Annotated in this window: 30 protein-coding genes; 20 read left to right on the top strand and 10 right to left on the bottom strand. The window is 63.0% G+C overall.

Going from position 1 to position 25,689, the window contains the following annotated elements; all coding sequences use genetic code 11:
* Positions 1–7: 7 nt before the first annotated feature.
* From J6497_RS17770 to surE, 10 genes are all read left to right on the top strand, one after another.
* Positions 8–1,477: an SPOR domain-containing protein gene (locus tag J6497_RS17770; protein WP_225705572.1), complete on the top strand. Its 1,470-nt coding sequence runs from the start codon at positions 8–10 to the stop codon at positions 1,475–1,477.
* A 46-nt stretch (positions 1,478–1,523) separates the two neighbouring features.
* Positions 1,524–2,546, top strand: a complete 1,023-nt coding sequence (nagZ, locus tag J6497_RS17765) for a beta-N-acetylhexosaminidase (RefSeq protein WP_225705571.1) — start codon at positions 1,524–1,526, stop codon at positions 2,544–2,546.
* A complete protein-coding gene (locus J6497_RS17760; protein ID WP_225705570.1) occupies positions 2,543–3,373 on the top strand; it encodes a segregation and condensation protein A in 831 nt (276 codons plus the stop codon). Before nagZ ends, J6497_RS17760 begins: the two co-directional genes overlap by 4 nt.
* A 21-nt stretch (positions 3,374–3,394) precedes the next feature.
* Positions 3,395–4,123 carry an SMC-Scp complex subunit ScpB gene (gene scpB, locus J6497_RS17755; protein ID WP_225705569.1) on the top strand — a complete coding sequence of 243 codons (729 nt, stop codon included), beginning with the start codon at positions 3,395–3,397 and terminating at the stop codon, positions 4,121–4,123.
* Between the two features lie 157 nt (positions 4,124–4,280).
* On the top strand, positions 4,281–4,517 hold the full coding sequence (locus J6497_RS17750; RefSeq protein ID WP_225705568.1) for a twin-arginine translocase TatA/TatE family subunit: 237 nt from the start codon (positions 4,281–4,283) through the stop codon (positions 4,515–4,517).
* Positions 4,518–4,662: 145 nt separating this feature from the next.
* Positions 4,663–5,202, top strand: coding sequence for a Sec-independent protein translocase protein TatB (tatB, locus tag J6497_RS17745; protein WP_225705567.1), 540 nt, complete (start codon positions 4,663–4,665; stop codon positions 5,200–5,202).
* Positions 5,199–6,002 (top strand): twin-arginine translocase subunit TatC, encoded by an 804-nt coding sequence (tatC, locus tag J6497_RS17740; protein WP_225705566.1) that lies wholly within the window; start codon positions 5,199–5,201, stop codon positions 6,000–6,002. Before tatB ends, tatC begins: the two co-directional genes overlap by 4 nt.
* 169 nt (positions 6,003–6,171) lie before the next feature.
* Complete coding sequence (serS, locus tag J6497_RS17735; RefSeq protein WP_225705565.1) at positions 6,172–7,503, top strand: serine--tRNA ligase; 1,332 nt, start codon at positions 6,172–6,174, stop codon at positions 7,501–7,503.
* A gap of 15 nt (positions 7,504–7,518) precedes the next feature.
* Positions 7,519–7,908: a hypothetical protein gene (locus J6497_RS17730; protein ID WP_225705564.1), complete on the top strand. Its 390-nt coding sequence runs from the start codon at positions 7,519–7,521 to the stop codon at positions 7,906–7,908.
* Between the two features lie 97 nt (positions 7,909–8,005).
* On the top strand, positions 8,006–8,773 hold the full coding sequence (gene surE / locus J6497_RS17725; protein ID WP_225705563.1) for a 5'/3'-nucleotidase SurE: 768 nt from the start codon (positions 8,006–8,008) through the stop codon (positions 8,771–8,773).
* 88 nt (positions 8,774–8,861) lie between these two features.
* On the opposite strand, the gene J6497_RS17720 is transcribed toward surE, so the two are convergent.
* Entirely contained in the window at positions 8,862–9,239 is a 378-nt protein-coding gene (locus J6497_RS17720; protein WP_225122443.1) for a response regulator, read from the bottom strand.
* A gap of 289 nt (positions 9,240–9,528) precedes the next feature.
* Between J6497_RS17720 and J6497_RS17715 the strand changes: the two genes are divergently transcribed.
* Together J6497_RS17715 and J6497_RS17710 are read left to right on the top strand one after the other, a co-directional pair.
* Positions 9,529–10,179: a protein-L-isoaspartate(D-aspartate) O-methyltransferase gene (locus J6497_RS17715; RefSeq protein ID WP_225705562.1), complete on the top strand. Its 651-nt coding sequence runs from the start codon at positions 9,529–9,531 to the stop codon at positions 10,177–10,179.
* A 110-nt stretch (positions 10,180–10,289) separates the two neighbouring features.
* Positions 10,290–11,660, top strand: coding sequence for a peptidoglycan DD-metalloendopeptidase family protein (locus tag J6497_RS17710; protein ID WP_225705561.1), 1,371 nt, complete (start codon positions 10,290–10,292; stop codon positions 11,658–11,660).
* A gap of 165 nt (positions 11,661–11,825) precedes the next feature.
* Here J6497_RS17710 and J6497_RS17705 read toward each other — a convergent pair whose 3' ends face one another.
* The gene (locus J6497_RS17705) at positions 11,826–12,797 is read right to left on the bottom strand and encodes an ATP-binding protein (RefSeq protein ID WP_225705560.1); all 972 of its coding nucleotides are present in this window, start codon (positions 12,795–12,797) and stop codon (positions 11,826–11,828) included.
* A 183-nt stretch (positions 12,798–12,980) separates the two neighbouring features.
* On the opposite strand from J6497_RS17705, the gene yajC reads away from it, so the two are divergent.
* Genes yajC through J6497_RS17680 form a run of 5 tightly spaced genes read left to right on the top strand, consistent with a single transcriptional unit; the run spans position 12,981 to position 17,269 of the window.
* Entirely contained in the window at positions 12,981–13,343 is a 363-nt protein-coding gene (gene yajC / locus J6497_RS17700; protein ID WP_225705559.1) for a preprotein translocase subunit YajC, read from the top strand.
* Between the two features lie 38 nt (positions 13,344–13,381).
* Complete coding sequence (gene secD, locus J6497_RS17695) at positions 13,382–14,986, top strand: protein translocase subunit SecD (RefSeq protein ID WP_225705558.1); 1,605 nt, start codon at positions 13,382–13,384, stop codon at positions 14,984–14,986.
* 10 nt (positions 14,987–14,996) lie between these two features.
* Entirely contained in the window at positions 14,997–16,022 is a 1,026-nt protein-coding gene (gene secF / locus J6497_RS17690) for a protein translocase subunit SecF (RefSeq protein ID WP_225705557.1), read from the top strand.
* Between the two features lie 6 nt (positions 16,023–16,028).
* Positions 16,029–16,412 carry an Mth938-like domain-containing protein gene (locus J6497_RS17685; protein WP_225705556.1) on the top strand — a complete coding sequence of 128 codons (384 nt, stop codon included), beginning with the start codon at positions 16,029–16,031 and terminating at the stop codon, positions 16,410–16,412.
* Complete coding sequence (locus J6497_RS17680; RefSeq protein WP_225705555.1) at positions 16,409–17,269, top strand: phytoene/squalene synthase family protein; 861 nt, start codon at positions 16,409–16,411, stop codon at positions 17,267–17,269. Before J6497_RS17685 ends, J6497_RS17680 begins: the two co-directional genes overlap by 4 nt.
* Positions 17,270–17,275: 6 nt before the next feature.
* Here J6497_RS17680 and J6497_RS17675 read toward each other — a convergent pair whose 3' ends face one another.
* The 4 genes from J6497_RS17675 to J6497_RS17660 all read right to left on the bottom strand — a co-directional run bounded on the left by J6497_RS17675 (position 17,276) and on the right by J6497_RS17660 (position 20,546).
* Positions 17,276–17,551 (bottom strand): DUF1488 family protein, encoded by a 276-nt coding sequence (locus J6497_RS17675; protein WP_225705554.1) that lies wholly within the window; start codon positions 17,549–17,551, stop codon positions 17,276–17,278.
* Positions 17,552–17,727: 176 nt separating this feature from the next.
* Positions 17,728–18,831, bottom strand: coding sequence for a serine/threonine protein kinase (locus tag J6497_RS17670; protein WP_225705553.1), 1,104 nt, complete (start codon positions 18,829–18,831; stop codon positions 17,728–17,730).
* Positions 18,832–18,834: 3 nt separating this feature from the next.
* Positions 18,835–20,268: a methylenetetrahydrofolate--tRNA-(uracil(54)-C(5))-methyltransferase (FADH(2)-oxidizing) TrmFO gene (gene trmFO / locus J6497_RS17665; protein WP_225705552.1), complete on the bottom strand. Its 1,434-nt coding sequence runs from the start codon at positions 20,266–20,268 to the stop codon at positions 18,835–18,837.
* Positions 20,269–20,393: 125 nt separating this feature from the next.
* Entirely contained in the window at positions 20,394–20,546 is a 153-nt protein-coding gene (locus J6497_RS17660) for a DUF1127 domain-containing protein (protein WP_080663824.1), read from the bottom strand.
* Positions 20,547–21,227: 681 nt separating this feature from the next.
* On the opposite strand from J6497_RS17660, the gene J6497_RS17655 reads away from it, so the two are divergent.
* The gene (locus J6497_RS17655) at positions 21,228–21,641 is read left to right on the top strand and encodes a hypothetical protein (RefSeq protein WP_312010310.1); all 414 of its coding nucleotides are present in this window, start codon (positions 21,228–21,230) and stop codon (positions 21,639–21,641) included.
* A 64-nt stretch (positions 21,642–21,705) separates the two neighbouring features.
* On the opposite strand, the gene J6497_RS17650 is transcribed toward J6497_RS17655, so the two are convergent.
* Together J6497_RS17650 and J6497_RS17645 are read right to left on the bottom strand one after the other, a co-directional pair.
* On the bottom strand, positions 21,706–22,518 hold the full coding sequence (locus J6497_RS17650; RefSeq protein WP_225705655.1) for a lytic murein transglycosylase: 813 nt from the start codon (positions 22,516–22,518) through the stop codon (positions 21,706–21,708).
* A 219-nt stretch (positions 22,519–22,737) separates the two neighbouring features.
* On the bottom strand, positions 22,738–23,646 hold the full coding sequence (locus tag J6497_RS17645; RefSeq protein ID WP_225705551.1) for a DUF2189 domain-containing protein: 909 nt from the start codon (positions 23,644–23,646) through the stop codon (positions 22,738–22,740).
* A gap of 301 nt (positions 23,647–23,947) precedes the next feature.
* On the opposite strand from J6497_RS17645, the gene J6497_RS17640 reads away from it, so the two are divergent.
* Positions 23,948–24,352, top strand: a complete 405-nt coding sequence (locus J6497_RS17640) for a DUF3597 domain-containing protein (protein WP_225705550.1) — start codon at positions 23,948–23,950, stop codon at positions 24,350–24,352.
* Positions 24,353–24,453: 101 nt separating this feature from the next.
* Here J6497_RS17640 and J6497_RS17635 read toward each other — a convergent pair whose 3' ends face one another.
* Positions 24,454–24,726, bottom strand: a complete 273-nt coding sequence (locus J6497_RS17635) for a GNAT family N-acetyltransferase (RefSeq protein WP_225705549.1) — start codon at positions 24,724–24,726, stop codon at positions 24,454–24,456.
* Between the two features lie 16 nt (positions 24,727–24,742).
* Positions 24,743–25,021: a GNAT family N-acetyltransferase gene (locus J6497_RS17630; protein ID WP_225705548.1), complete on the bottom strand. Its 279-nt coding sequence runs from the start codon at positions 25,019–25,021 to the stop codon at positions 24,743–24,745.
* Positions 25,022–25,230: 209 nt separating this feature from the next.
* Between J6497_RS17630 and J6497_RS17625 the strand changes: the two genes are divergently transcribed.
* A complete protein-coding gene (locus J6497_RS17625) occupies positions 25,231–25,635 on the top strand; it encodes an SPW repeat protein (RefSeq protein WP_225705547.1) in 405 nt (134 codons plus the stop codon).
* Positions 25,636–25,689 lie beyond the last annotated feature (54 nt).

Genomic DNA, 25,689 nt, shown 5'->3' with positions numbered 1-25,689 from the left:
GATCACGATGGCTGATCGATATCAAAACCGACCTTTTCCCGCCGACCACGATTATGATCGCGGCGCCAATGCCGCGGGTCGGGCCGAAAACGACCCGCTGGCCGAACTGGCGCGGCTGATCGGACAGGCCGATCCGTTTGCCGCTACGCCGCCCAGGGCGCAGCCGGCGCCGCATCCGCTGCAGTCGCGGGCCAATGTTCGCCCGCAGGCCTATCAGCCGGAGCCTGAAGATGAGGAGGTGGACCTGCCGGCCGGCCCGCCGCCCTGGATGCAGCGTACCCGCCATGAGGTCGCGCCACCGCAGCAGTATGTGGCGCCATCGCAGGACTATGAGGAGCCGGACATTCAGCCGAGCGCCGTGCACCCGCTGCACCGGTATGCTGCGCAGCACGCCGCGGCACCGGCGCCGGAATATCGCGAGGAGTTGCCGCTTGAGGAGCCGGCGCAACAGCCCGATCTGTCGCGCTACGACGATGCGCTTTACGGCCAGATCGAGGCCGGCGAGCAGGATTTCCAGCGCGAAGCCGCGTACCCCGATGATCCCTACGCCTATCAGAGCGCCGCTTATGAGGAGGAAGAACCTCCGCCGCGCAAGCGCAGCAGCGGACTGATGACGGTCGCGTCCGTGCTCGCGCTTGCAGTGGTGGGTACGGGTGCAGCCTTTGCCTACCGCACCTATGTGGGGTCGCCTCGCAGCGGCGAACCGCCGATCATCAAGGCCGACAACACACCGACCAAGGTCATGCCGGCGCAGCCGGACGGTGCCGGCAAGGAGCTTGACCGCGTGGCGTCTGGCGATGGCATGGAAAAACTCGTCTCGCGCGAGGAGACGCCGGTCGACGTCACCTCCAATTCCGGACCCCGCGTGGTATTCCCGCCGTTGAACCAGAATGCCAACCCGCCGCCAGTGGCGAGCGTCGCTCCCTCGGCTCCTTCGCCGATGACGACGAGTGGCACGCTGCCGAACAACGAACCGCGGCGGATCCGTACGCTCTCGGTCAAGGGTGATGCGGCGGAAGCCGGCGTGCCGGCGTCAGCGCCGCCTCCGCCAGCCAAGCCGCCTGCCACACGAACTGCGTCTCCGAGCCCGTCACACGGCAGCCCCGCCTCCGCGAACGCGAGTGCCAATACGCCGCTGTCGCTGGCGCCCGGGACGCCGCAGCCCGATCCGGCCCCGACCCGGGTCGCCTCGACCAATCCCTCGGCAAGCGTGAGCAGCGGGGGCGGCGGCTATGTGGTTCAGGTCTCCTCACAGCGTAACGAGGCGGATGCTCAGGCCTCCTACCGGGCGCTGCAGAGCAAGTATCCCAATGTGCTCGGCTCGCAATCGCTGCTCGTGAAGCGCGTCGATCTCGGCGAGAAGGGGGTGTACTACCGGGCCTTTGCCGGTCCGTTCAGTTCCCTCGATCAGGCGACGCATGTTTGCAATAACCTGAAGGCCGCCGGCGGGCCGCAGTGCCTCATCCAAAGGAATTAACGGCGGTTTCCTTGACGCTCAGGATACATGCGGCCTAATCGGCCGCATGACAAACCGCGCATTCATCACGGGCGTATCCGGGTTTGAACTGACCGACGCCGAGCGCGAATTCATTCGCGCCGAGCGGCCGTGGGGTTTCATCCTGTTCAAGCGCAATGTCGAAAGTCTCGATCAAGTATCTGCACTTGTTCGTGAATACCGCTTAATTGTGGGGCAGCCCGACGCGCCGGTCCTGATCGATCAGGAGGGCGGCCGGGTTCAGCGGCTTGGACCGCCGCATTGGCCCGTTTATCCCGCCGGGGCGGTATTCGGCGCGCTGTACGATCGTGATTCGCAGCTCGGGCTGACCGCGGCGCGGCTCAGCGCCAGGCTGATCGCCGCTGATTTGGCGGACCTCGGGATCACGGTCGACTGTTTGCCGCTGGCGGACGTGCCGGTAAAAGGCGCCGACGCGGTGATCGGGAACCGCGCGTATGGAACCGATCCGGCCAAAGTGGCCGCGATCGCCCGTGCCGTCACGGAAGGGTTGGAGCAGGGTGGCGTTTTACCGGTGCTGAAACATATACCGGGCCATGGACGGGCCACGGCGGACACCCATTTCCGGCTGCCGACCGTTGATACACCCGGGCCCGAATTGGAAGGGACCGACTTTGCGGCGTTCCGGCCGCTTGCGGACCTGCCGATGGCGATGACTGCACATGTTGTGTTTAGCGCGCTGGACCTCGCCCAACCGGCGACGACTTCTGCGACAATCATCCAACAGGTGATTCGCGATAGTATCGGGTTCCAGGGTTTGTTGATGAGTGATGACGTGTCCATGAATGCGCTCTCGGGATCGATCGCCGAGCGGACCCGGGCCATCATCGACGCAGGCTGCGACATGGTCCTGCACTGCAACGGCAAGCTCGATGAGATGCGCGAAGTCGCGCGCGAGGCGCCGGAACTGACCGGCGAGGCGCTGGAGCGCGCCGAGCGCGCGCTGGCAGCGCGAAAGCCGCCGCTTCCGTTCGACCGGCTGGCAGCACGGGCCGAACTGGATGCTTTGATAGGACAAGTAGGTACGGCATGACCGCGGAAATTCTGTCGTTTGAGACCGGGCGACCGGCTGAAATCGGCGAGGGCGAGCCGGCGCTGGTCGTTGATGTCGGCGGCTATGAGGGCCCGCTCGACCTCCTGCTCACGCTGGCGCGGCAGCAGAAGGTCGACCTGTCCAAGATCTCGATCCTGGCGCTCGCCGACCAATATCTGCAGTTCATCGAGGCGGCGCGGAAGATCCGGCTGGAGCTTGCCGCCGACTATCTCGTCATGGCGGCGTGGCTCGCCTTCCTGAAATCGCGGCTGTTGTTGCCGGAGCCGCCGGCGGCGGAAGGGCCGACCGCCGAGGAGATGGCGACCGCGCTCGCCAACCGGCTGCGGCGGCTCGAGGCAATCCGCGAAGCGGCGAACCGGTTGATGAACCGGCCGCAGTTCCAGCGCGATATCTTTCCGCGCGGTAATCCGGAGTCGATCGCTGAGATCAAGCACCCCAAGTTCACAGCGACTCTCTACGACCTGCTCACGGCTTACGCCGTGCAGCGGCAGCAGCGGGTGCTGGCCAGCGTGCATCTGGCCAAGCGGACGGTATGGTCGCTCGCCGAAGCGCGTGCCTCGCTGGAGCGGCTGGTCGGTGCGGCCGACGCCGAGAACTGGAACTGCCTCGACGAATATCTGATGAGCTATGTCGTCGAACCGTCACAGCGGGCAACCGTGTTCGCGTCGAGTTTCGCTGCCGCGTTGGAATTGGTGCGGGAAGGCGAGATGGAACTGAACCAGAGCCGAGCGTTTGCGCCGCTCTATTTTCGAAAGCGTTTGCCGCAAGCGCCCGGTGCAACCGCGCCGGACCTTACGGCCGAGTAAGTGGAAGAAGGAGACCGAGCCATGGCAAGCGTGGCGGAAAAGCGCGTGGAAGATGCCGAGGACCATGTCACCGATCCGCAAGCCCGGCCTGAGGAATTGCGGCTGCTGGAAGCCCTGTTGTTCGCCTCCGCCGAGCCGATCGACCAGGCCGCCTTGGCCAAGCGCATGCCCGAGGGCGTCGACGTCAAGGCCGCGCTGGCGCAACTGCAGGCGGAGTATGCCCCGCGCGGGGTGAATCTCGTCCGGGTCGCCAATAAGTGGACGTTCCGCACCGCCGGCGACCTCGCCTGGCTGATGACGCGCGAAAGCACGGAGACCAAGAAGCTGTCGCGTGCGGCGATCGAGGTGCTGGCGATCATTGCCTATCATCAACCGGTGACCCGCGCCGAGATCGAGGAGATCCGCGGCGTGGTCACCTCCAAAGGCACCATAGACGTGCTGCTGGAAACCGGCTGGATCCGCCCGCGCGGGCGTCGCAAGACGCCGGGACGGCCGCTGACCTTCGGCACGACGGACGCGTTCCTCTCGCAGTTCAGCCTGGAAGCGCTCAGCGACCTGCCCGGTCTGGACGAGCTGAAGGGAACTGGCCTCCTGGATTCGCGCCTGCCCTCCGGCTTCAATGTCCCGACGCCATCGGACGATCCGACGCTGCGCGAGGATGAGGATCCGCTCGAGCCCGGCGACAATCTGGAACTGTTCCTCGCGCCGGCTGCCGAGCCGGAGGACGGCGGCGGAAAGGATTCAGCCTGACCGGTGCAACCGGAACGCCGTAGCTTAACGGTAGCAATATTGCGTAGCCGCGACAGCGATTTGCCGCGGCTTAAGTCCTTGTTTTTGACACCCCGCGGGCATACCTTCCGCTCGAAACTTAGGCCGGTGCGCCGGTCACCTCTGGAGGGTTTGCAGGATGGGTTCTCTTAGCATTTGGCACTGGATCGTCGTGATCGCAGTGGTCCTGCTGCTGTTCGGCCGCGGCAAGATTTCCGATCTGATGGGCGATGTCGCGCAAGGCATCAAGGCCTTCAAGAAGGGCATGCAGGACGATGACAAGACTGCAGAAAAGCCCGCCGAGCCGGTGAAGACCATCGATCACAACGCGGCGCCGTCGTCGGCACGGTCGGACGTCGGTAGCAAGGCTGTCTAAGGCTCTGTCTGACGCGTTTTCTTCACGCGAGCCGGTGCCCACTTTCGCTTGAAAACGCAATGGACGTTCGTTGAGAAAAAACGCGCGCACTCCCAAATCCTGTTACAAGGGTGGGGGTTATTTGTGTGCGTGAGCGGAATCTTTCATGTTCGACATCGGGTGGAGTGAACTGGTCGTCGTCGCGGTTGTCGCGTTGATCGCCATCGGCCCGAAAGAACTCCCCGGCGTGCTGCGGATGGTAGGCCAGTGGATGGGCAAGGCGCGCCGGATGGCCGCCGAATTCCAGGGTCAATTCCAGGAGGCCATGCGCGAGGCCGAGATGGCCGAACTCAAGAAAGGCTTTGACGACGTCAAGGAAGCCGCCACCGGCATCACCAACGGCAACGTCATGACGTCGTTGCAGAAGGACGTCAACGACGCCCTGCAGATTGGCGACATCGAGAAGCCTGCGGAGCCCAAGCCTTCCGATGCGCCGGCCGCCCCCACGTCGCTGACCTCGGCGAGCGAGATGCCGGTCATTCCCACGACGCCGGCCACGCCTACCCCGGAGACCTTTGTCGAAGCCGAGATGCACGCGGCGGCGAACGAGCCGCTCGCGATCGTCAAAGAGGCACAACAGCAGCCGGCAGCGCTGCAGGACGCGCCTGAGGTGCCCGACGTGCAAAAGAGCGCTAAAGCGTCATGAGCGCCGAAGACATCGAAGGCAGCAAGGCGCCCTTGATGGACCACTTGATCGAGCTGCGCTCGCGGCTGATCAAGGCGCTGCTCGGCTTTGGCGTGGCCTTCATCTTCTGCTTCTTCTTCGCCAAGCAGATCTACAACGTACTGGTATGGCCGTTCGTCTGGGTTGCCGGCCCTGAGAATTCGAAATTCATCTACACCGCGCTGCTGGAATATTTCATCACCCAGCTCAAGCTTGCGCTGTTCGGCGCCGGCTTCATCTCGTTCCCGATCGTCGCAACCCAGATCTACAAGTTCGTGGCGCCCGGGCTCTATCGGCACGAGCGCAATGCGTTCCTGCCATACCTGATCGCGACCCCGGTGTTCTTCGTGGCCGGCGCGATGCTGGTCTATTTCGTGGTGATGCCGATGCTGGTGCGGTTCTCGCTCGGCATGCAGCAAATGGGCGGTGACGAGACGGCACAGATCCAGCTTCTGCCCAAGGTCGGCGAGTATCTGTCGCTGATGATGTCGCTGATCTTTGCCTTCGGCATCGCGTTCCAGCTTCCGGTGATCCTGACGCTGCTCGGCCGCATTGGCATCGTGACGTCCCAAATGCTGCGCGAAAAGCGGCGCTATTTCATCGTCATCGCCTTCATCATTGCCGCAGTCCTGACCCCGCCGGACATCTTGAGCCAGGCCTCGCTCGCGATCCCTCTGCTGGCGCTCTATGAGGGAGCCATCATCGCCGTCCGCATAGTGGAAAGGAAGGCCGCCCAAACCTCGACCGGCAGCCCGCCAAACGCCGCCAATCCGGCGGAGTAGGCATCCTCCAAACCGGCGGTCATACCCGCGCAGGCGGGTATCTAGTAAGCGGCGGCCTCTCGATTAGCCACGGCAGTCTCTGGAATACTGGATCGCCCGCTTTCGCGGACGATGACGGTCGTGGTACTGGAAACGCGCCTTAACCGGCCAAGTCCCAGGAATCTCCGCCATGCACGACATCAAAGCAATCCGCGACAACCCCGAAGCCTTCGACGCCGGAATGAAACGGCGCGGGTTTGCGCCGCTGTCGCCGTCGCTGCTTGCGATCGACGAGAAACGCCGTGCGGCAATTCTGGCGTCGGAGCAGGCGCAGGCCCGGCGCAATGCGGCGTCAAAGGAGATCGGCGAGGCCAAGAAAGCCAAGGACGAAGCGCGCGCGGCGAAGCTGATGACCGAAGTTGCCGAGCTCAAGGTCTCGCTGCCGCAGCTCGAGGCCGCCGCGAAGACGGCCGACGAGGAGCTGAACACGCAACTCGCCGCGCTACCGAACTTGCCGGCGGACGACGTGCCCGACGGCGTCGACGAGCACGGCAATGTGCAGCACCATGTGTTCAGCGCGCCGCGTCAGTACGGCTTTGCGCCGAAGCCGCATGACGATCTCGGCGGTGCTCTTGGCTACATGGATTTCGAGGCGGCCGCGAAATTATCGGGTGCGCGCTTCGTCGTGCTGAAGAAGGGATTGGCGCGGCTGGAGCGGGCGATCGGGCAATTCATGCTCGACCTCCATACCAACGAGCACGGCTATACCGAAATCAATCCGCCGCTCCTTGTGCGCAACGAGGTGATGTTCGGCACCGGGCAATTGCCAAAATTCGAGGACGATCAGTTCTGGGCGATCAAGGGCGAGTTACTGGCGGCGGATGAGGAGCGGCTGAAGAGCGAACGCCTCGGGCTGATCCCGACCGCTGAGGTCTCGCTGACCAACCTCGTCCGCGAATCCATCGTCGACGAAAAAGAGCTGCCGATGCGGCTGACGGCGCTGACGCCCTGCTTCCGTGCCGAAGCGGGCGCCGCCGGCCGCGACACGCGCGGCATGATCCGCCAGCACCAGTTCACGAAGGTCGAACTGGTCTCGATCACGACGCCGGAGACGAGCCGCGACGAGCATGAGCGGATGCTGGCCTGCGCCGAGGAAGTGCTGCGCCAGCTCGACCTGCATTATCGCGTGATGACGCTGTGTGCCGGCGACATGGGCTTCTCCGCGCAAAAGACCTACGACATCGAAGTGTGGATGCCGGGGCAGGGCGATGGCGGAGCTTATCGTGAAATCTCGAGCTGCTCGGTCTGCGGCGATTTCCAGGCCCGGCGAATGGATGCGCGCTACCGCGCCGGCGACGGCAAGCCGCGCTTCGTGCACACGCTGAACGGCTCCGGCACCGCGGTCGGCCGCGCGCTGATCGCCGTGATGGAAAACTATCAGCAGCAGGACGGCTCGATTGCCGTTCCTGACGTGCTGCAGCCCTATGTGGGCGGCTCGAAAGTGATCGAGCACGACAAGTGAAGTGAACGTGCAAGGATGGCGCTGCATCGCGACATCTACTGGATCGGACGGCAGTGGGCCGTCACCGGTTTCGGGATGCAGCTCATCGATCAGCGACACGGCGGAAAGTTCGATATCGGGATCGCGCGGCTCTGGGACAAGGACATCGCGGGAGATCTGAGCGCGCAGAAATGGTTCAATCCCGTTGATTTTGCCAAGGGGCTTTCGGTCGCGCGGCAGCGCCACAGGAAGCCGCCGGCGCCGGCTCAAGTCGATTCGGTGCCTGAGCCGCCGCTCGCCGAGAAAGTCGAGATTGCGATGGCAGAGGTCATTAAGCAGCTACCGCCGAAAACGGCGGGATTTCAGCTCAAGATTGCCGGCAGCGCCAAATTCCTGCGTCCCTGGCGCGTCCGGATGAAGCGGTAAGAACCCGCAATCACGGGGGTTTGCCTCTGCGGCGTTTGCCGGTTAAGAGGGCCTTCAGGCGATTGTTACCAGGAATTGAACGAGGCAATTTGAGCGGATGCGAGTTCTCTGCACCAATGATGACGGCATCCACGCGCCCGGGTTGAAGATCGTCGAGCAGATCGCACGTGCTTTGTCCGACGATGTCTGGATCGTGGCGCCCGAACTCGACCAGTCCGGCGTGTCGCATTCGCTGTCGCTGAACGATCCCTTGCGGCTGCGCGAAATCGGTCCGCGCCACTTCGCCGTCAGGGGGACGCCGACCGACTGCGTCATCATGGGCGCGCGCCATATCCTGAGCCCTAAACTGCCGGATCTCGTGCTGTCGGGCGTCAACAAGGGCCGAAACGTCGCCGAGGACGTGGTCTATTCCGGCACCATCGCCGGCGCGCTCGAGGGCACCATTCTGGGCCTGCCGTCATTTGCGCTGTCGCAGGAATTCAGCCTCGAGACCCGTGAAAGGCCGCTCTGGGACACCGCTCTGCAATTCGGCCCCGACATCGTGCGCAAGGTGATGGATGCCGGCATCCCCAGGAATACCGTGATCAATGTCAATTTTCCGGCCTGCGCGCCGGAGGACGTCAAGGGCATCCGCGTCACCCGGCAGGGCAAGCGCAATCTCGGCTTCTTGAAGATCGATGAGCGCCGCGATGGCCGCGGCAATCCGTATTTCTGGATCGGCTTCGAGCGCACCGCCATGATGGACCCGCCCGCGGAAGGCACCGATCTCGCAGCGCTTGCGGCGCGCTACGTGTCGGTGACGCCATTGCGGCTTGATCGCACCGATGAAGCGTTCTCGGAAACGCTGACGTCGACGCTGAAGTAAGCCTCGTAGCCCCCGATGGAGCGAAGCGTACGAGATTCCCGGATTGCGCTTCGCTCCATCGGGGCTACGTAATCGCGTTCGTTGACGCTTAAACCGGCGCGCTCTTCAGCGTGCTGTCGATCAGTTGGGCGAGCGTTTCAAGCTGGAATGGCTTCTGCAGCGCTGGGCGATCGCGATATTCCTCCGGTAGACCAGAAGAGCCATAGCCAGTGGCGAAAATGAAGGGACGGTTGCGCGCATTGATCAATTCGGCGACGGGCGTGATGACCTTGCCGTTGACATTGACGTCCAGGATCGCGAGGTCGAACTCGGTCGATTGGGCGAGCTTGACCGCTTCCGAGATTTCGCCGGCCTCGGCCGCCACGCTGTGACCCAGCTCCTCCAGCATATCGGCGACCATCATCCGGATCATGACCTCGTCTTCGACGAGAAACACAGAACAGCCCTCAGGCCGTGTGGCAGTCATGTCGGAATCCTTGCCTGTCCCCGCGGCACGTTCGCAAATATCCGCCGCAGGCGCAACGTAAACGTTCGCACTCATGCTCGCCTCGCAGAGCCTCGATCGTGCGTCGTTGCCGATCATATGGGGTGTAGAATTCTTGCTCGCCAACGCCGTGCCGTGCCGATGGTTCCGCAGCGGGAACGGAGTTGTGAGGGATTTTTTCCTTAACGCGGGATTTCGAATTGGAGTGGCATTAATCGGCTAAGATCGCGCTCGGCAACCGTGCCGCAGCAGCAAGCTTACGAGACCCGCTATGGCCACCACATCTGAGCCGCCCGAGAAAATGATGTTTCAGCTCACGCTCAGGCGACGCGGCGTCAGCAACCTGTCGGTGCTCCGTGCGATGGAGGAGGTGCCCCGCGAGTGCTTCGTCGAGCCGAATGACCGCGATCATGCATACCGCGACGCCGCGCTCGGCATCGCCTGCGGGCAGACCATCAGCCAGCCCTTCGTGGTCGCCTACATGACCGAACAGCTTCAGCTCAACAGGGATCACCGGGTGCTCGAGATCGGCACGGGCTCCGGCTACCAGGCCGCGGTGCTCTCGCGGCTGTGCAAGCATGTGCTGACGATCGAGCGTTACCGCACATTGGCCGATACGGCCCGCCAGCGGCTGGAGAAGCTCGGCTACTACAACATCGAGGTCATGCTCGGCGACGGCTTCGACGTGCCCGCGGGCGCCGGCGATTTCGACCGCATCATCGTCACCGCGGCGATGGAGCAAATTCCGGAGAAGCTTTTGCAGCGGCTCGAGGCAGGCGGCATGCTGATCGCGCCGGTCGGACCACACCACGGTACCCAGACGCTCGTTCGCGTGATCAGGACCGAGACCGGCTTCGAGCGCAAGGAATTGGTCGACGTGCGCTTTGTCCCGGCCCTGCCGGGGGTGGCCCGGGAACTGTAGGATTTGGGGATTGCTGCCTCGCGCCAATGCCTTGTTCAGAAGGTTAAGGCGTTATTTACTCGGTACGTGTTTACTCAAAACAGTATTTTGTTGCGTACGAGTGAGTAACCATGTCCGCTGTCGTTGAGTTGCTTCGCTCGCGCCGTGTGCCGCAGGTGGCGGTGCTGGCGCTGATGTCGTTCGGTTTTGCCGGGTGCAGCGCCGACATGTCGACGCGCTTCTCGCAAAACTCCTACTCCAACAACCCCTTCGCCTTCGAGCCTCAGTCGACCGGCTCGGTGCCGCAGCAGCCGGTCGAGCGACGTGAGTTGCCGCAATATGCGCGGCCGCAATCGTCGTATCCGCAGTCGCAGCCCTATCAGTCCCAGCCGTTGCCGCCGCCGGTTGCTGCGCCGCAATCCTATCCGGTGTCGAGCTCCGGCGTGTCCGGGGGCGGAAGGGGTGTGGCGTCCTACGCTCCGCCGCAGCAGCCGCCCCGTCTTGAGACGACGGCCACCGTGCCGCAGTCGGTAGCGCGTGCGCCCGCCGCCCACGGCGGCACCACAATCATCGTCGGCACCAGCGATACGCTGGAGGTGCTATCGAAGCGCTACAACGTCTCGACCGCAGAGATCCTGCGCGCCAACGGCTACAAGGGGCCGCGCACGCTGTCGCCGGGCCAGCAATTGATCATCCCGCGTCCGACTGCCGTCGCGGCTGCACCGGCGCCCGCCGTGGCGCCGCCGGCGAGCAAGCCGGTCGCCGTTGCGGCGACGGGTGGGCGCTCCCATTACGTCAACAAGGGCGACACGCTGCACAGCATCGCGCGGCAGCATCACATCTCGCCGGCCGAGCTTGCGAGGGCCAATCACCTCGACCAGTCGGCCAAGCTCAGCCTTGGCATGAAATTGACCGTCCCGGGCACCAAGACCGCGGCCGCTGCGCCCGCAGCGCCGGCGCCTGCACCGGCCCCTGCTGCCGCGCCGGCCGCTCCGGCACCGAAGGTGGTCGCTGCCGCACAGCCACAGGCCGCGCGCCTGGTTCAGCCCGCGGTGAATGTCGAACAGCCGGCCTCGGCGCCGGAGCCGGCGGCGATCAAGCCGAGTGAAACCACCAGCTCGCTGCCGACCTTCCGCTGGCCGGCCCGCGGCAAGGTCATCACCGGCTATGGCTCCAAGACCAACGGCAAGGCCAATGACGGCATCAACCTCGCGGTGCCTGAGGGCACGCCGGTGAAGGCCGCCGAGGATGGCGTGGTCGCCTATTCCGGCAACGAGCTGAAGGGTTATGGCAATTTGATCCTGGTGCGGCACTCCAATGGCTACGTCACCGCATATGCCCATGCGAGTGAGTTGTTGGTGAAGCGCGGCGATACGATCAAGCGCGGCCAAGTGATTGCCAAGTCGGGCCAGTCGGGAGAGGTGAGTTCGCCGCAGCTTCACTTCGAGATCCGCAAGGGATCATCCCCCGTCGACCCGCTGCAATTCCTCAACGGCGCGTGAGGCAGGAACTCGCGGGACTTCTCACGACAGAGACGCTGTCATCGCCCGGCTTGACCGGGCGATCCAGTATTCCAGAGACAGTCGTAGCTGAGCAGAGAGGCCGCGGCGTACTGGACTCTCCGCCTTCGCGGGGAATGACGGCTATCAGTCTCGCGGAACTTGCGGCTACTTCGCGCTCAGCTTCACACCAAGCCGGCCGGCCAATTCCTGCGTGAACTGCCAGGCGACACGGCCGGAGCGGGAGCCGCGGGTGGTCGACCATTCCAGCGCCTCGCGCTCCAATTCTTCGTCGCCGATCTTGATGCCGAAATGGTCGCAATAGCCTTTGACCATTGCGAGATATTCATCCTGGTTGCAGCGATGGAAGCCGAGCCACAGGCCAAAGCGATCGGACAAAGAAACCTTCTCCTCGACCGCTTCGCCGGGATTGATCGCGGTCGAGCGCTCGTTCTCGATCATCTCGCGCGCGAGCAAATGCCGCCGGTTGGACGTGGCATAGAGGATCACGTTCTCAGGACGTCCCTCGATGCCGCCTTCCAGCACCGCCTTCAGCGATTTGTACGACGCGTCATTGCCGTCGAAGGAGAGATCATCGCAGAACACGATGAAGCGGAAATCAGAGGCGCGCAGCACCTCCATCAGCGTCGGCAGGCTCTCGATGTCCTCGCGATGGATCTCGATCAGCTTCAACCGATCCGCAGGCTTGCGGTCAAGATTGATGCTGGCATGTGCGGCCTTCACCAGGGATGATTTCCCCATGCCGCGCGCGCCCCAGAGCAGCGCGTTGTTGGCGGGCAGACCATTGGCGAAGCGCTCGGTGTTGTCGATCAGGATGTCGCGCATCCGGTCGATCCCCTTGAGCAGGAAGATCTCGACGCGGCTGACGCGGGCGACCTTCGCGAGCCGTCCGTCCGGATGCCAGACGAAGGCATCGGCCGCAGCAAGCTGCCCGCTTGCATCCGCGTCCGGGGTGGCGGCGGAGAGGTGGCGCGCGATCTCCTCCAGGGCATTCGCGATCCGCTCGGCGGTGTCGGCGTTGGGCTCGCTTGCCGGACCTTTTGTCGCGGTTTTGCGGGGGCCTTGGGAGGCCAGTTTGGGCATGGCGCGAGGCGCTGATTTTTTGGCTTTTTTCGACATTTGCGCAGTTCCTGAAGGGGCAGCCTTTAACGGGCCTTGGCGGCTGCTGCAAGCGGCCTAAATGAGGGTCTGTTAACGTTGCAATTGGGCTGGCCGCCGCTATAGTCCGCGCGAATTTGCCCCGGACCGGGCTTGACGCGCCAGGCGTCGCCGGTCCTTTCCCGTTTCACGAGGATTGTCCGAATGCTGATTACTCCTGCGTTTGCCCAGGCTGGCGCCGGCGGCGATGCCAACAGCATGTTGATGTCGCTTTTGCCGTTCGCGCTGATCTTCGTGATCATGTACTTCCTGATTCTGCGCCCGCAGCAGAAGAAGGTGAAAGACCATGCCGAGCTCGTCAAAAACATCCGCCGCGGCGACACCGTCGTGACCTCGGGCGGCCTCGTCGGCAAGGTGACCAAGGTGGTCGACGACGACCAGATCGAGTTCGAAATCTCCGATGGCGTCCGGGTGCGGCAGATGCGGCAGATGATCTCCGGCGTGCGCGCCAAGGGCGAGCCGGCGAAGGAAAAGGCCGAGGCCAAGGACGAGACGTCAGCGAGCTGATTGTCGCGCCGCATTTTCTGATCTGACAGGTCAACCCGATGTTGTATTTCACGCGGTGGAAGGCGCTGGGAATCATTCTCACGGCGCTCGTGGTGTGCCTTTGCGCCGTGCCGAACTTCTTCCCGGAATCCCAGGTCAAGACTTGGCCGGGATGGGCGCAGCGGCGTCTGGTGCTCGGCCTCGACCTGCAGGGCGGCTCTTATCTCCTGCTCGAGGTCGATTCCAACTATGTGAGGAAAGAGAAGCTCGACCAGATCCGCGACGATGTGCGGCGCACGCTGCGCGACGCCAAGATCGGCTACACCGGCCTCAACGCGCGCAATGACGTGGTGGAGGTGCGGATCAGCCGCGAGACGGATCTCCCGACTGCGCTCTCCAAACTGCGCGAGCTCTCGCAGCCGCTGGGCGGCTTGCTCGGTTCCAGCGGCCAGCGCAGCCTCGAAGTGTCCGATGCCGGCGGCGGGCTGATCCGCCTGACCGTGCCGCAGGCCGCGATCACCGAGCGCATCCGGCAGACCATCGAGCAATCGATCCAGATCGTCGAGCGCCGCGTCAACCAGCTCGGCACCGTCGAGCCCGTGATCCAGCGCCAGGGTACCGACCGCATCCTGGTGCAGGTGCCGGGTCTGCAGGACCCGACACGCCTGAAGGAACTGCTCGGCAAGACCGCGAAGATGGAATTCCGCATGGTCGACACCTCGGTGCCGCCCGATCAGGCCCAGCAGGGCAGGGTTGCACCTGAGTCCGAAATCCTGATGAGCGCGTCGACGCCGAAGATCCCGTACGTGATCAAGAAGCAGGTGCTGGTCTCCGGCGGCGACCTGACCGATGCGCAGCCGGGATTCGACCAGCGCACTGGCGAGCCGATCGTAAGTTTCCGCTTCAACACCTCCGGCGCGCGGAAATTCGCCCAGGCCACGACCGAGAATGTCGGCCAGCCCTTCGCCATCGTGCTCGACAATGAGGTGATCTCCGCGCCCGTGATCCGCGAGCCGATCACCGGCGGGCAGGGCCAGATCTCGGGCAACTTCACCGTCCAGTCCGCCAACGATCTTGCGATCCTGCTGCGTGCCGGCGCGCTGCCGGCGCCGCTGACCGTGATCGAGGAGCGCACGGTCGGTCCGGGGCTCGGCCAGGATTCGATCGAGAAGGGTGAACTGGCGGCCTATGTCGGCTCGATCCTGGTCATCGTGTTCATGCTGCTGACCTACCGGCTGTTCGGCGTGTTCGCCAACATTGCAGTGACCGTCAACGTCGCGATGATCTTTGGCCTGTTGTCGCTGCTGAACGCCACGTTGACGCTGCCCGGCATCGCCGGCATCGTGCTCACCATCGGCATTGCGGTCGACTCCAACGTGCTGATCTATGAGCGTATCCGCGAGGAACTGCGGGGCGGGCGCAACGCGATCTCGGCAATCGACGCCGGGTTCAAGCGCGCGCTTGCGACCATCCTCGACTCCAACATCACCACCTTCATCGCGGCCGCGGTGCTGTTCTACATCGGTACCGGCCCGGTGCGCGGCTTCGCCGTCACGCTCGGGATCGGCATCATCACCACGGTTTTCACCGCGTTCACGCTTACCCGGCTGATCGTCGCGTCGTGGGTGTGGTGGAGGCGGCCGCAGAAGACCGTGCCGATCTGAGAGGCCTATTGTGACTCATTACGTTCTCATCGGCCTTGGCATCCTGATCGCCGTGCTGACCGTCGTCAGCGCGCTCGGCCTCCTGCCGCCGCTGCGCATCGTCCCGGACGATACACATTTCGACTTCACGCGCTTCCGCCGCATCAGCTTCCCGATCTCGGCGGTGCTTTCGATGGTGGCGATCGCGCTGTTCTTCACCCACGGCCTGAATTTCGGCATCGACTTCCGTGGCGGCACGCTTCTGGAAGTGCAGGCCAAGTCGGGCAGCGCTGATATCGCCGCGATGCGCGCCACGCTCAGTGCACTGAATCTCGGAGAGGTCCAGCTGCAGCAATTCGGTGGTCCGGCGGACGTCTTGATCCGCGTCGCCGAGCAGCCCGGCGGCGACAGCGCTCAGCAGGAGGCCGTGCAGAAGGTCCGCGGCGCGCTTGGCGATTCCGTCGATTATCGCCGCGTCGAAGTGGTGGGCCCGCGCGTCTCCGGCGAACTCCTGGCCTACGGCATGCTCGGCCTGATGCTCGCGATCGTCGGCATTCTGATCTATCTCTGGTTCCGCTTCGAATGGCAGTTCGCGCTTGGCGCCATGATCGCCAATGTCCACGATATCGTGCTGACCATCGGCTTCATGTCGATCAGCCAGGTCGATTTCGACCTCACCAGCATCGCGGCGCTGCTCACGATTCTCGGCTACTCCCTTAACGACACGGTCGTGATCTACGATCGTATCCGCGAGATGCTGCGGCGCTACAAGAAGATGCCAATGCCGCAGCTCCTCAACGAATCGATCAACTCGACGCTGTCGCGTTCGATCATCACTCACGTCACCGTGACGCTGGCGCTGCTGGCGCTGCTCTTGTTCGGCGGCCATGCCATCCACAGCTTCACCGCCGTGATGATGTTCGGCGTGGTGCTGGTCGGCACCTACACCTCGATCTTCATCGCGGCGCCGATCCTGATCTATCTGGGCGTGGGAACCGCGCGGGGTGATGCGCCGGATACCCCGGCCAAGAAGCCGGAAGCGGCGATAAAGAAGTAGCGAACCATGGCTCAATCCTCGGACGCTCCACATCTTCCGAGGTCGGCGCCGATCGATGCCTACGGCAAGGGCGGCTTTGCCTTTGCCGACATGTCGCATCGAGGCTCGTTGCTCTGCCTGCCCGATGGGATCTGGGCCTGGCCGGTGACCGCACCGCAGCAGATCGACCGATACTCGCTCGAGGCTGTCTTCGCGAAAGCCAACATCATCGACACGCTGATCGTCGGCACCGGCACGGAAGTATGGATAGTGCCCAAGGCGCTGCGCGACGCCTTGCGTGCGGTGCATGTGGTGCTGGACGCGATGCAGACGGGACCTGCGATCCGCACCTACAACATCATGATGGGCGAGCGGCGGCGGGTGGCAGCAGCGCTGATTGCTGTGCCATGACCGAGCCCGGCGGCACGGATGCCGCAGCGTTCTGCGCCGATCTGGTGCGGACGCATGATTTTCCGCGCTATGCCTCCACACTGTTCGTTCCGGCGCTCGAGCGCCGCGCGCTGCTCGCAATCTACGCCTTCAACGCCGAGATTTCTCGCGTTCATGAGCTGGTCAGCCAACCCTTGCCCGGCGAGATCCGTCTGCAATGGTGGACGGATATGCTCGCAGGCAGCGGCCATGGCAGCGTCGAAGGCAACCCAGTCGCCGCGGAGCTGCTGTTCGCAATCAGGAAGTTCGGGCTTCCTGTCGAGCCGCTGTCGCGGTTGGTCGAGGAGCACCAGTTCGATCTCTACAACGATCCGATGCCGTCGATGGTGGCGCTCGAGGGCTATCTCCACGAGACCACCTCGGCTCTGTTCTCGCTCGCCGCGCGCGTGATGGCAAATCCGTCGGAGCAGATCGACCACCTCGCGCAGCATGCCGGACTTGCGCAAGGCATCGCGCAAGTGGTCGCCGCACTGCCACGCGACGCTTCGCGGCGGCAATTGTTCCTGCCGCTGCAGTTCCTTGAGCAGCATGGCGGCAACATCGAAGACGTGTTCTCCGGCAAGTCGACGCCGCAACTGCGCGCGGCGATCGATCAACTCATCGGCGAGGCGAACAACCATCTTAAGACAGCGCTGTCGCTGCTGCCGACGGTTCCGCCGGCGGTACGGCCAATCTTCCTGCCGTTGGCTCTGGTCCAGCGCGATCTCGCGCGGATGTCGCGGGCCGGCAGCGATCCCCTCGTGCCGCAGATCACGTCACGGCTGCGGGTGCTGTGGGCCGTGTGGCGGGCGTCGCGGCGAGGTGAGTTTGGCGGCTGACGCGCGCTATTTGTGGATGTGCTTGGTGAAGATCCTGATCATGCGGCCCTTCACGACCGGGCCGGCATCGAACAGGTCGGACGCGATCTTCTCGATTTCGTCGCGCAGGCTAACGAACTGTCCCTGCCGCGCGATGCTTGGCGTACCACGCGTCCCCGCCAGCTCGTCCATCGCGGCGTCGCTGATCTGGCACTCCACGGTTTCACCATCGTTCAGCATCGTGAACGCGAATGCTAAGCGTTCGGAATTATGTCCCCCGACCTTGCCACGCGTCAGCGGCATCGAAACACTCCCCTTGGCGCTGATTGCGAGATTGTTTCGCAACGATGGCTTTGTCGAGGTGACGATGCGAGGATGGTCTAAAGCGCGATGAGATGAGGATGAATCATCATCGCGCTTTAGGTTGTTGTGTGCGTGATCTTTTCGGAAAACCGCTTCACACTTTTCCGGATCATGCTCTAGCGCCTCAGCCGGTCCATCTCGGCGACCTCGAAATTGAATCGGTCGCGAAGATTCTTGCGCTGTTCAAGGATGTCCTTAAGGAAGGCGCGATCGGCCTCGCTCTGCATCATTGGCTCGATCAGATCGATCTGGTTCATCGCCACGAGCTGCAATATCTCGGTGCGCGGCTTGCCCGCAACATCGCGCGGCAGCGCATGGACGATCTGGATATGCTCGGGCGGCTTGACGCTCTTGGCTGAAGCAAGCGTGGTGCGCAGCTTCTTCTCCAGCGCGACATCATCGGCTTCCACGAAGGCATAGAGCCCGACGCCGACGCGGCGGTCGGCGAAGGCGACGATCGCGGTGTCGCGGACCTCCGGGTTCTTCCGAATCAAATCAATCAGGACCGGCGCATCATTGACCAGCCGCCGGCCGCCGCCTTCGCGATCGGTGAAATTGAAGACACCGCGGGTGATCACCTGGTAGACCTTCTTGCCGGTTTTAAGCCACAGGCTGGCGACGACTGACTTGCGTTGGAGGATCTTGCGTTCCTTCGGGGTCAGCGCGTCGGGCGCATAGCTGCGCTTGTGCTTCAGCAGATGCCGTAAATCCTCATAGGCTGCGATGCGGAACAAGCGGCTACGGCGCTTGAAACAGGCGGCGAGCTGGAAGTCGGTGAGATAGGCGCGGCCGTTGCGGCCGACCAGCCAGTTCTGCTCCTTGGCAAGATCGTTGTGACAGATGCCAGCGCGATGCAGCTTGCGCAGTGCGTCCTTGGCCGAACGGAAATAGGCGACGTCGCCATGCGGCTTGGCCAGGTGCAGCGCCACGCCATCGATGAAGCCGCGCACCAGCGTGCGTTGTCCCGCCCATAGCAGCTTCGGTCCGACGTCGAGGTCGCGCGCCATCGACAGCGCCCGGCGCTCGCGCGAAAACAGGTGCAGCGCTAGGGGAAACGACCAGAACGGCACTTGGTCAAGTCGGCGCAGCACCGCGTCGGTTTCACCGGTCTCGCTGCGAAAACGGCCGCGCTCAACGGTCGAGAACACATCGCGCTTGAGCAGGACTCCCTCGCACCATCGCGCCGACAAGGTGGCGGCGTCGTCTTTTGGCAAGCTCATGGTTTAAGCCGCCGCCGCGACGCGCAAGTGATCCGATATCCAGCGGTCAAGGTCGGCAAGCGCGCGGGAGGACATCGCCTGTTTCTTCGCGACCGTCTTCTCGTTGCCGCGGAGCCGCGTGCCGTCGGGCTTCTTCGTCGGCGGGCTGGCCAGCGGCGGAAACAGGCCAAAATTGATGTTCATCGGTTGGAATGAGCGCGGACCCGTTTGGACAGTCTCGATATGGCCGCCGGTAATGTGGCCGAGCAGGGCGCCCAGCGCCGTGGTCGAGGGCGGCGGCGTCAGCGAATGTCCGCGGGCGTCTGCCGCGGCATAGAGGCCGGTGAGCAGGCCGATGCTCGCGGACTCCACATAGCCTTCACAGCCCGTCATCTGGCCAGCAAAGCGCAGTCGCGGCTCTGCGCGCAGCCGCAGTTGTGAATCCAGAAGCTTGGGCGAGTTCAGGAAGGTGTTGCGGTGCAGCCCGCCGAGTCTTGCAAATTCGGCGTGCTCGAGGCCCGGAATGGTGCGGAATACGCGTTGCTGCGCCCCGTGCTTCAGCTTGGTCTGGAAGCCGACCATGTTGTAGAGGGTGCCGAGCTTGTTGTCCTGCCGAAGCTGTACGATCGCGTAGGGCTTGGTTGTGGGATCGTGCGGATTGGTGAGCCCGACTGGCTTCATCGGGCCATGTCGCAGCGTCTCGCGGCCGCGTTCGGCCATCACCTCGACTGGCAGGCAGCCGTCGAAATAGGGCGTATTGGTCTCCCAGTCCTTGAAGTCGACCTTCTCGCCGGCCAGCAGCGCATCGACGAACTCGTCATACTGCTCCTTTGTCATCGGGCAGTTGATGTAGTCGGCGCCGGTACCGCCCGGACCGACCTTGTCGTAGCGCGACTGGAACCACGCCACGCTCATATCGATGGAGTCCTTGTGCACGATCGGCGCTATCGCATCGAAGAAGGCGAGCGCACTTTCGTCGGTCAGCTTGCGGACGGCCTCTGCCAGCGGAGCCGAGGTGAGGGGGCCTGTCGCAACGATCACATTGCGCCACTCGGTGGGCGGGAGACCCGCGATCTCCTCGCGGCGAATCTCGATCAGGGGATGATCGTTGAGGGCCTTGGTGACGGCTGCGGAAAATCCCTCGCGATCGACCGCCAGCGCGCCACCCGCAGGCACCTGGTTGGCGTCGGCGGCGCGCATGATCAGCGAGCCGAGCCGGCGCATTTCGGCATGTAGCAGGCCGACTGCATTGTTGGCAGCGTCATCGGAGCGGAAGGAATTGGAGCAGACGAGCTCGGCAAGGCCGTCGGTGCGGTGGGCCTCGGTCATCCGCTGTGGGCGCATCTCGTGCAGCACCACGCGCCCACCGGCGCTCGCCACCTGCCAAGCGGCTTCAGAACCAGCGAGGCCGGCGCCGATGATATGGACAGGATCTGGAGAAGGCTTGGTCGCAGTCATCGCGCAGGGTTAGCGCGTTTTTTCCACGAGCGCATCTGAAACCGGGCAGAGAAACTGGGGAGAGAATACGAGAACGCCCGCATGGGGAGCGGGCGTTATCCGTTCATTGATGGACTGAGGAAGGATCAGCCGTTGTAGTGCCCAGAGGCCACGCGCGGAATATCAGAGCGATCAAGGCCGATGTCCGCCAGCTCGCGATCGCTAAGCTGGGACAGCTCGGCAACATTGCGCTGATAATCGCGGAAGGCCCGGATCATGCGGATGAGCGAGAGCAACATGGTAGTCTCCTAGAATTACGATTCAGCTTTTGAGCGACGCTTCATCGTTGATGAAATGAACGTAAGTTGAGTTGATGCACTGCACCAGCTCTTATGTTGCGATGCAGCTAAGTGGAAAATGCATAACGTTGGTAAGGTCCGATTAACCCTTCAGCAGAGCCGCCGAGGAAAACCCAGCGCATCAGTAACGTCGGAAGCCGGGATCAAAAAATGTACGTAAAATCACGGGTTTGCTGTCATTGCAGCGCTTCCGTTGGATCCCTTGTATGTGGTAGCCAACGGGCGTTAAATCAAATCGCCGGCTCTTGGTCCTCGTCAGTATGACCCGGGAGGACGACTCGCTTGGCGAACTCCTCATGCGTGATTCGCATGCGCTCGATCCCTTAGTAATGAAATATAGTTCACTTCTTTTGTTGGCGATTTAGAAGAATATTCCTCGCGGGGATTTGGATGCCGAACCAAAAGTCGGCTCGGATTGTTTGACCCGACGGGCCGCCGAGTCCTCAGACCGATCGCCGAAGGACGTTCGCAATTCGAAGGCTGGCCGCCGACGATGCCGAACCCACAACTCCCTATTCCCCAGAGTACGGTTCGTGATGAGAGGCGGCCGGACACCGCGGTGGCGGCAGCAACCCCCTCGTGCGGCTGGCGCTTCCTTACCGGGATGTAATGAAAAGACTGATGCAACGCATGCGTGCTTTGCCGGCAGCCTCAATCACATCTCTATCGTGCGGAATTCCGAACTTTTCGATGATGGGCGAACAATTGATGTCACGGATTCCGGCAATGACGGCGGCTTCCATTCAAGAGATAGCAACTGGGGAAAATACCATGCTCAAGACATTGCTCGCAGCCACTGCGATGGCTGCCGTCGCCTACGCAGCCGTTCCCGCCCACGCCGCCAAGGTGAGCGCCAGCTGCAGCGGCGACAATCTCGCCAAGACCGAATCCACAGTCGAGACCATGGCGGATGGCCCAGGCAAGATCGTCGCGCAAAAGGAGATTGCGCAAGCCCAGAACGCGCTGCTCGGTGGGAAGATGGGCATGTGCGCAGTGCACCTGAACAAGGCCATGCACGCCGGCGCGGCGAAGTAAGGAGCAAGGCTTCTTGAAGGCGCCGATCGTCCTGCAGCAATCGGCGCCTTAACCGGAGAAACGCCTAGGGAATGCGGGTGAGCTGGGTGGCAAAGTGGGCGACTGTCCGCGCATAGACGTCGCTCTTATTCCATTGTTGAATCACGGCGAAGTTCGGGCCGCCTGGCTGCCAATCCTTGCCGCGTTGCCAGCCGTGATTGGCGAAGAAATTCGCGGTCGAGGCCAGCACGTCTGGCGCGCTGTGGAGAAGATCGCGGCGGCCATTCCCATCGAAATCGACGGCGAATTTGATGTAGTTCGACGGCATGAATTGGGTCTGGCCGATTTCGCCGGCCCATGCGCCGCGCAATTCCTGCGGAGCGACATCGCCGCGCTCGATGACGCGGAGAGCATCCAAGAGTTCGGCCTTGAACATATCGGAACGACGGCAATCATAAGCGAGCGTCGCCAGCGATCGTATCGTTGCGAATCTGCCAATATTGACTCCGAAATCAGTCTCCAGTCCCCAGATCGCCACCAGCACTTCGCCCGGGACGCCATACGTCTCCTCGATGCGCGATAGCACCGAGCCATATTGCTTCATCATGTTGGAGCCGCGGGTGAGGCGGGGCGGCACCATCCGCCCGGAGAATTCCTCGAAAGTCTGACTGAACACCTTCTGCGACTGGTCGCGCGTGAGCACGTTCTTGTCGAGCGTAACACCGTTCAGGCCGACCTGGATTACCGACGCCGAAATCCCCTTGGTCGCCGCTTCCTTCTTGAAGTCGTCCAGCCACGCGTCAAACGAGCCGCTGCCGCAGGGCGCAGCGAAAGAAGGTGTGCTCAAGGTCAGGAGCAGGGCTCCAAGTGCAGTCCGCAGCGAAAAGCGAAAGCCCATGAAATCATTCACTCCATGTCGATCCATCATCGACATTACCCTTGAAACGCTACCAAAATGTTCGCGGCAAGAGCGGCCAAAACAAGGCTTATCGGACCTTGCACACCCAAGCCAATCCACCCGCCGAGGCGATGTCACGTATCGGAGCCGGAATATGCGCATCCTCCTCGGGTGCTCGCGCACCAGACCGGGGGATGACGGAACAGATTTACCGAAAACCTACGCGCTGTTCTTCCGTCGCCACGGGAACAAGTTGGCGGGGAAATCTGCAGCAGGTTTGCGCTCGCGCGGGCGTGGCGGCAGCGGCCGCGCATTGGGATCGGGAACGATGACTTCCCGATAGAGATGCCAAGTGGCGTGGCCGAGCAGGGGAATGACGACGGCGAGACCAAGGAAGAAAGGCAGCGTTCCCAGCACCAGCAATCCCGCGACGATCAGTCCCCAAGTGGCCATCGATATTGGATTACGTGCGACAGTACGAAGCGAGGTGACTATGGCCTCACCGGTCGTGGCGTGGCGGTCGAGCATCATCGGGAACGAGACCACGCTGATGCAAAGCGCGAGCAGGGCGAAGAGGAAGCCGATGCCGCAGCCGACCAGGATCAACCACAAACCCCGCGTTGTCGTTAGCACCTGCGTGAAGAAATCGGGAATCCCCGCGGCTGTCGCATAACCGAACGCCGCAACATAGATGGCTTGCGCGGTGGCGATCCAGGTGACGAACAGCGCGAACAGCAACGTGCCTAGTCCAAGCATGGCACCAAATGACGGCGAGCGGACGATTGCGATCGCGTCCCATGCCGAAGGCTCTTCGCCATTCTCGCGGCGGCGACTAAGTTCATAGAGACCGATCGCCGCGAATGGGCCGAGCAGGGCAAAGCCCGCGGCCAACGGGAACAATAAGGGCAGCACGGAATAGCCGTGCACGACGCGCGCAAGGACCAGGCCCAACACCGGATAGACCACGCACAAGACGATGGCGTGGCTCGGCACGGCCTTGAAATCGTCCCAGCCGAGTTGCAGCGCGCGGTGCAGATCGTTGAGATCGATGGTGCGAATCTCGGGCAGAGCGGCAGCTTTCTGTCCGCTCTGCGTCAATGATGTGACATTGTCATGATAGGTGGGCATGGTCGTTGTCTCCCTGCGGCGGCCGCATTTCTGTGCCCGCTAGCGAGGGCACAACGTGCCGTCTCCTACGCGATCACGACCACGGCCAGACGCGAAGACACCCAACCGGCCATGTCGCGAATTGCAGCGTAAGGCTACTCCCAAACCAGGATAGACGCACTCACGCTTCGGTGAATGTCGCATTGGCAACTCTGGTCGGGCCGAGTAGAATTGTTTCGCCACCCCGGCGAGGTGCTGCCGGTCAACAAGAGCCCCGAGAGAACCACCTGACACCACATCTCAAGTCCTTTGGGAGCGAACGATGAGCATTTTCGGAAAAATCATGAGCTCGATCTTCGGCAGCAGCAGCACAGCGACTGCGGCGCCGGCCGGTAGTGCGCCGGCGGGGAGCGCACCCGCCGGTGCCTCGCCGACTGCCACGGCCGCACCCGCTGCGGCGCCCGCGCAGAGTGTTGATGTCGCTCCGATCCTGGACAACGCCGTCGCTGCGAAGAAGGAGAAGCTCGAGTGGCGCACATCGATCGTCGATCTGATGAAGGCGCTCGACATCGATTCGAGCCTGTCCGCGCGCAAGGAGCTTGCCAAGGAACTTGGCTACACCGGCGACACCAGCGATTCCGCGAGCATGAACATCTGGCTGCACAAGCAGGTGATGACCAAGCTCGCCGCCAATGGCGGCAAGCTGCCGCCGGAAATCAAGCATTAAGGTGACGCTGGCAATAAGCGTTCGAAGGGCCCGCGATCGTCGCGGGCCCTTTTTGTCAACCGCGTTAGATGCTGACGAAGGATTATCGTCACGCCCGATCGTTATGCCATAAGATCCCGGTATTCGGGATGCTTGCCGAGATAGTCGACGACAAAACCGCAGCCCGCGATGACCTTGTGGCCGTCGGCGCGGATCAATTCCAGCGCGCCCTTGACGAGCTCGGAGGCAATGCCGCGGCCGCGTAGCGCACGCGGCGTTTCGGTGTGGGTGATGATGACGGCTAATGGCGTCGCGCGGTAGTTTGCAAAGGCGATGCCGCCTTCGACGTCGAGTTCAAAGCGGCTTTGCGCCTTGTTGTTGCGGACCTTGGTCATGGCTGGTGTTGCGCCTTCAGTGCTTCAGCAGATCCTGATAGTCCGCGTGTTTCTCGATGAAGGCCTTCACGAACGGGCACTCCGCGATCACCCTCAGGCCCTCGGCGCGCACCTGGTCCAGCGCGCCGCGCACCAGCTTTGAGCCGATCCCTTTCCCGCCGAGCTCCGGCGGCACCTCGGTGTGGACGAAGGTGATCACGCCGTCCGCTTTCTCGTAGTAGGCCGCGGCAATATGTCCGTCGATCGCGAGCTCATAGCGCTTGTGGGCGGCGTTGTTGACGACCGCTTGGTTCACACTTCCATCCATCATCTCATTCCTGTTGTTTGCATCGCCGCATGGTCCGGTCCTCCGCGAATTGGCGATCGGCTGCCTTGCAAGCCGATCATAACCGGCCTACGTTTTTCTCAAGACATACGCCCCGAAGCGGCCCGATGGTCCGTTTGGTACCGCAATGTCATGATCGCTGGCTGCTGACGTATGCCTCTTTTTCAGGGAGGTCTACCATGTCGGATAAGCGTTTCTTTAGCACCCATAGGCCTTGGGAGGACTGGTTCGGCATGCTGCTTGGCGTGCTGATCGTGGTGTCGCCGTGGTTTCCGATGCAGGCCGGCCGTGAGGTCGTCGATGCCGATCGTAGCATCATGATCCTCAACACCTTCGTGATCGGCATGCTGGTGTTCGGCCTGGCGCAGCTCGAATATGTCGCCCTGCAGCGCTGGGAGGAGGTTTCGGCCATCGTGCTCGGCTGCTGGCTGATCGCCTCGCCATTCCTGTTCGGCTATTCCGGCGACACGATGCTGCAGGTCTGGCACGGCATCCTTGGCGCGCTGGTGGTCCTACTGGGCGCGCTGCAGCTCTGGCAGGACTGGGGCAGGAGCGATCAGGAACTCGCCGACCATCCGCAGTGACCGCCCTTGCCGAACCCCGTGCCGAGACGATAAACCGCGAAGGGGCCTCAAGGT

The organism is Bradyrhizobium cenepequi, from assembly GCF_020329485.1.
Classification (GTDB): domain Bacteria; phylum Pseudomonadota; class Alphaproteobacteria; order Rhizobiales; family Xanthobacteraceae; genus Bradyrhizobium; species Bradyrhizobium cenepequi.
The sequence above is the reverse complement of the archived record's forward strand: the minus strand, read 5'-3'. Positions and strand labels throughout refer to the sequence as shown.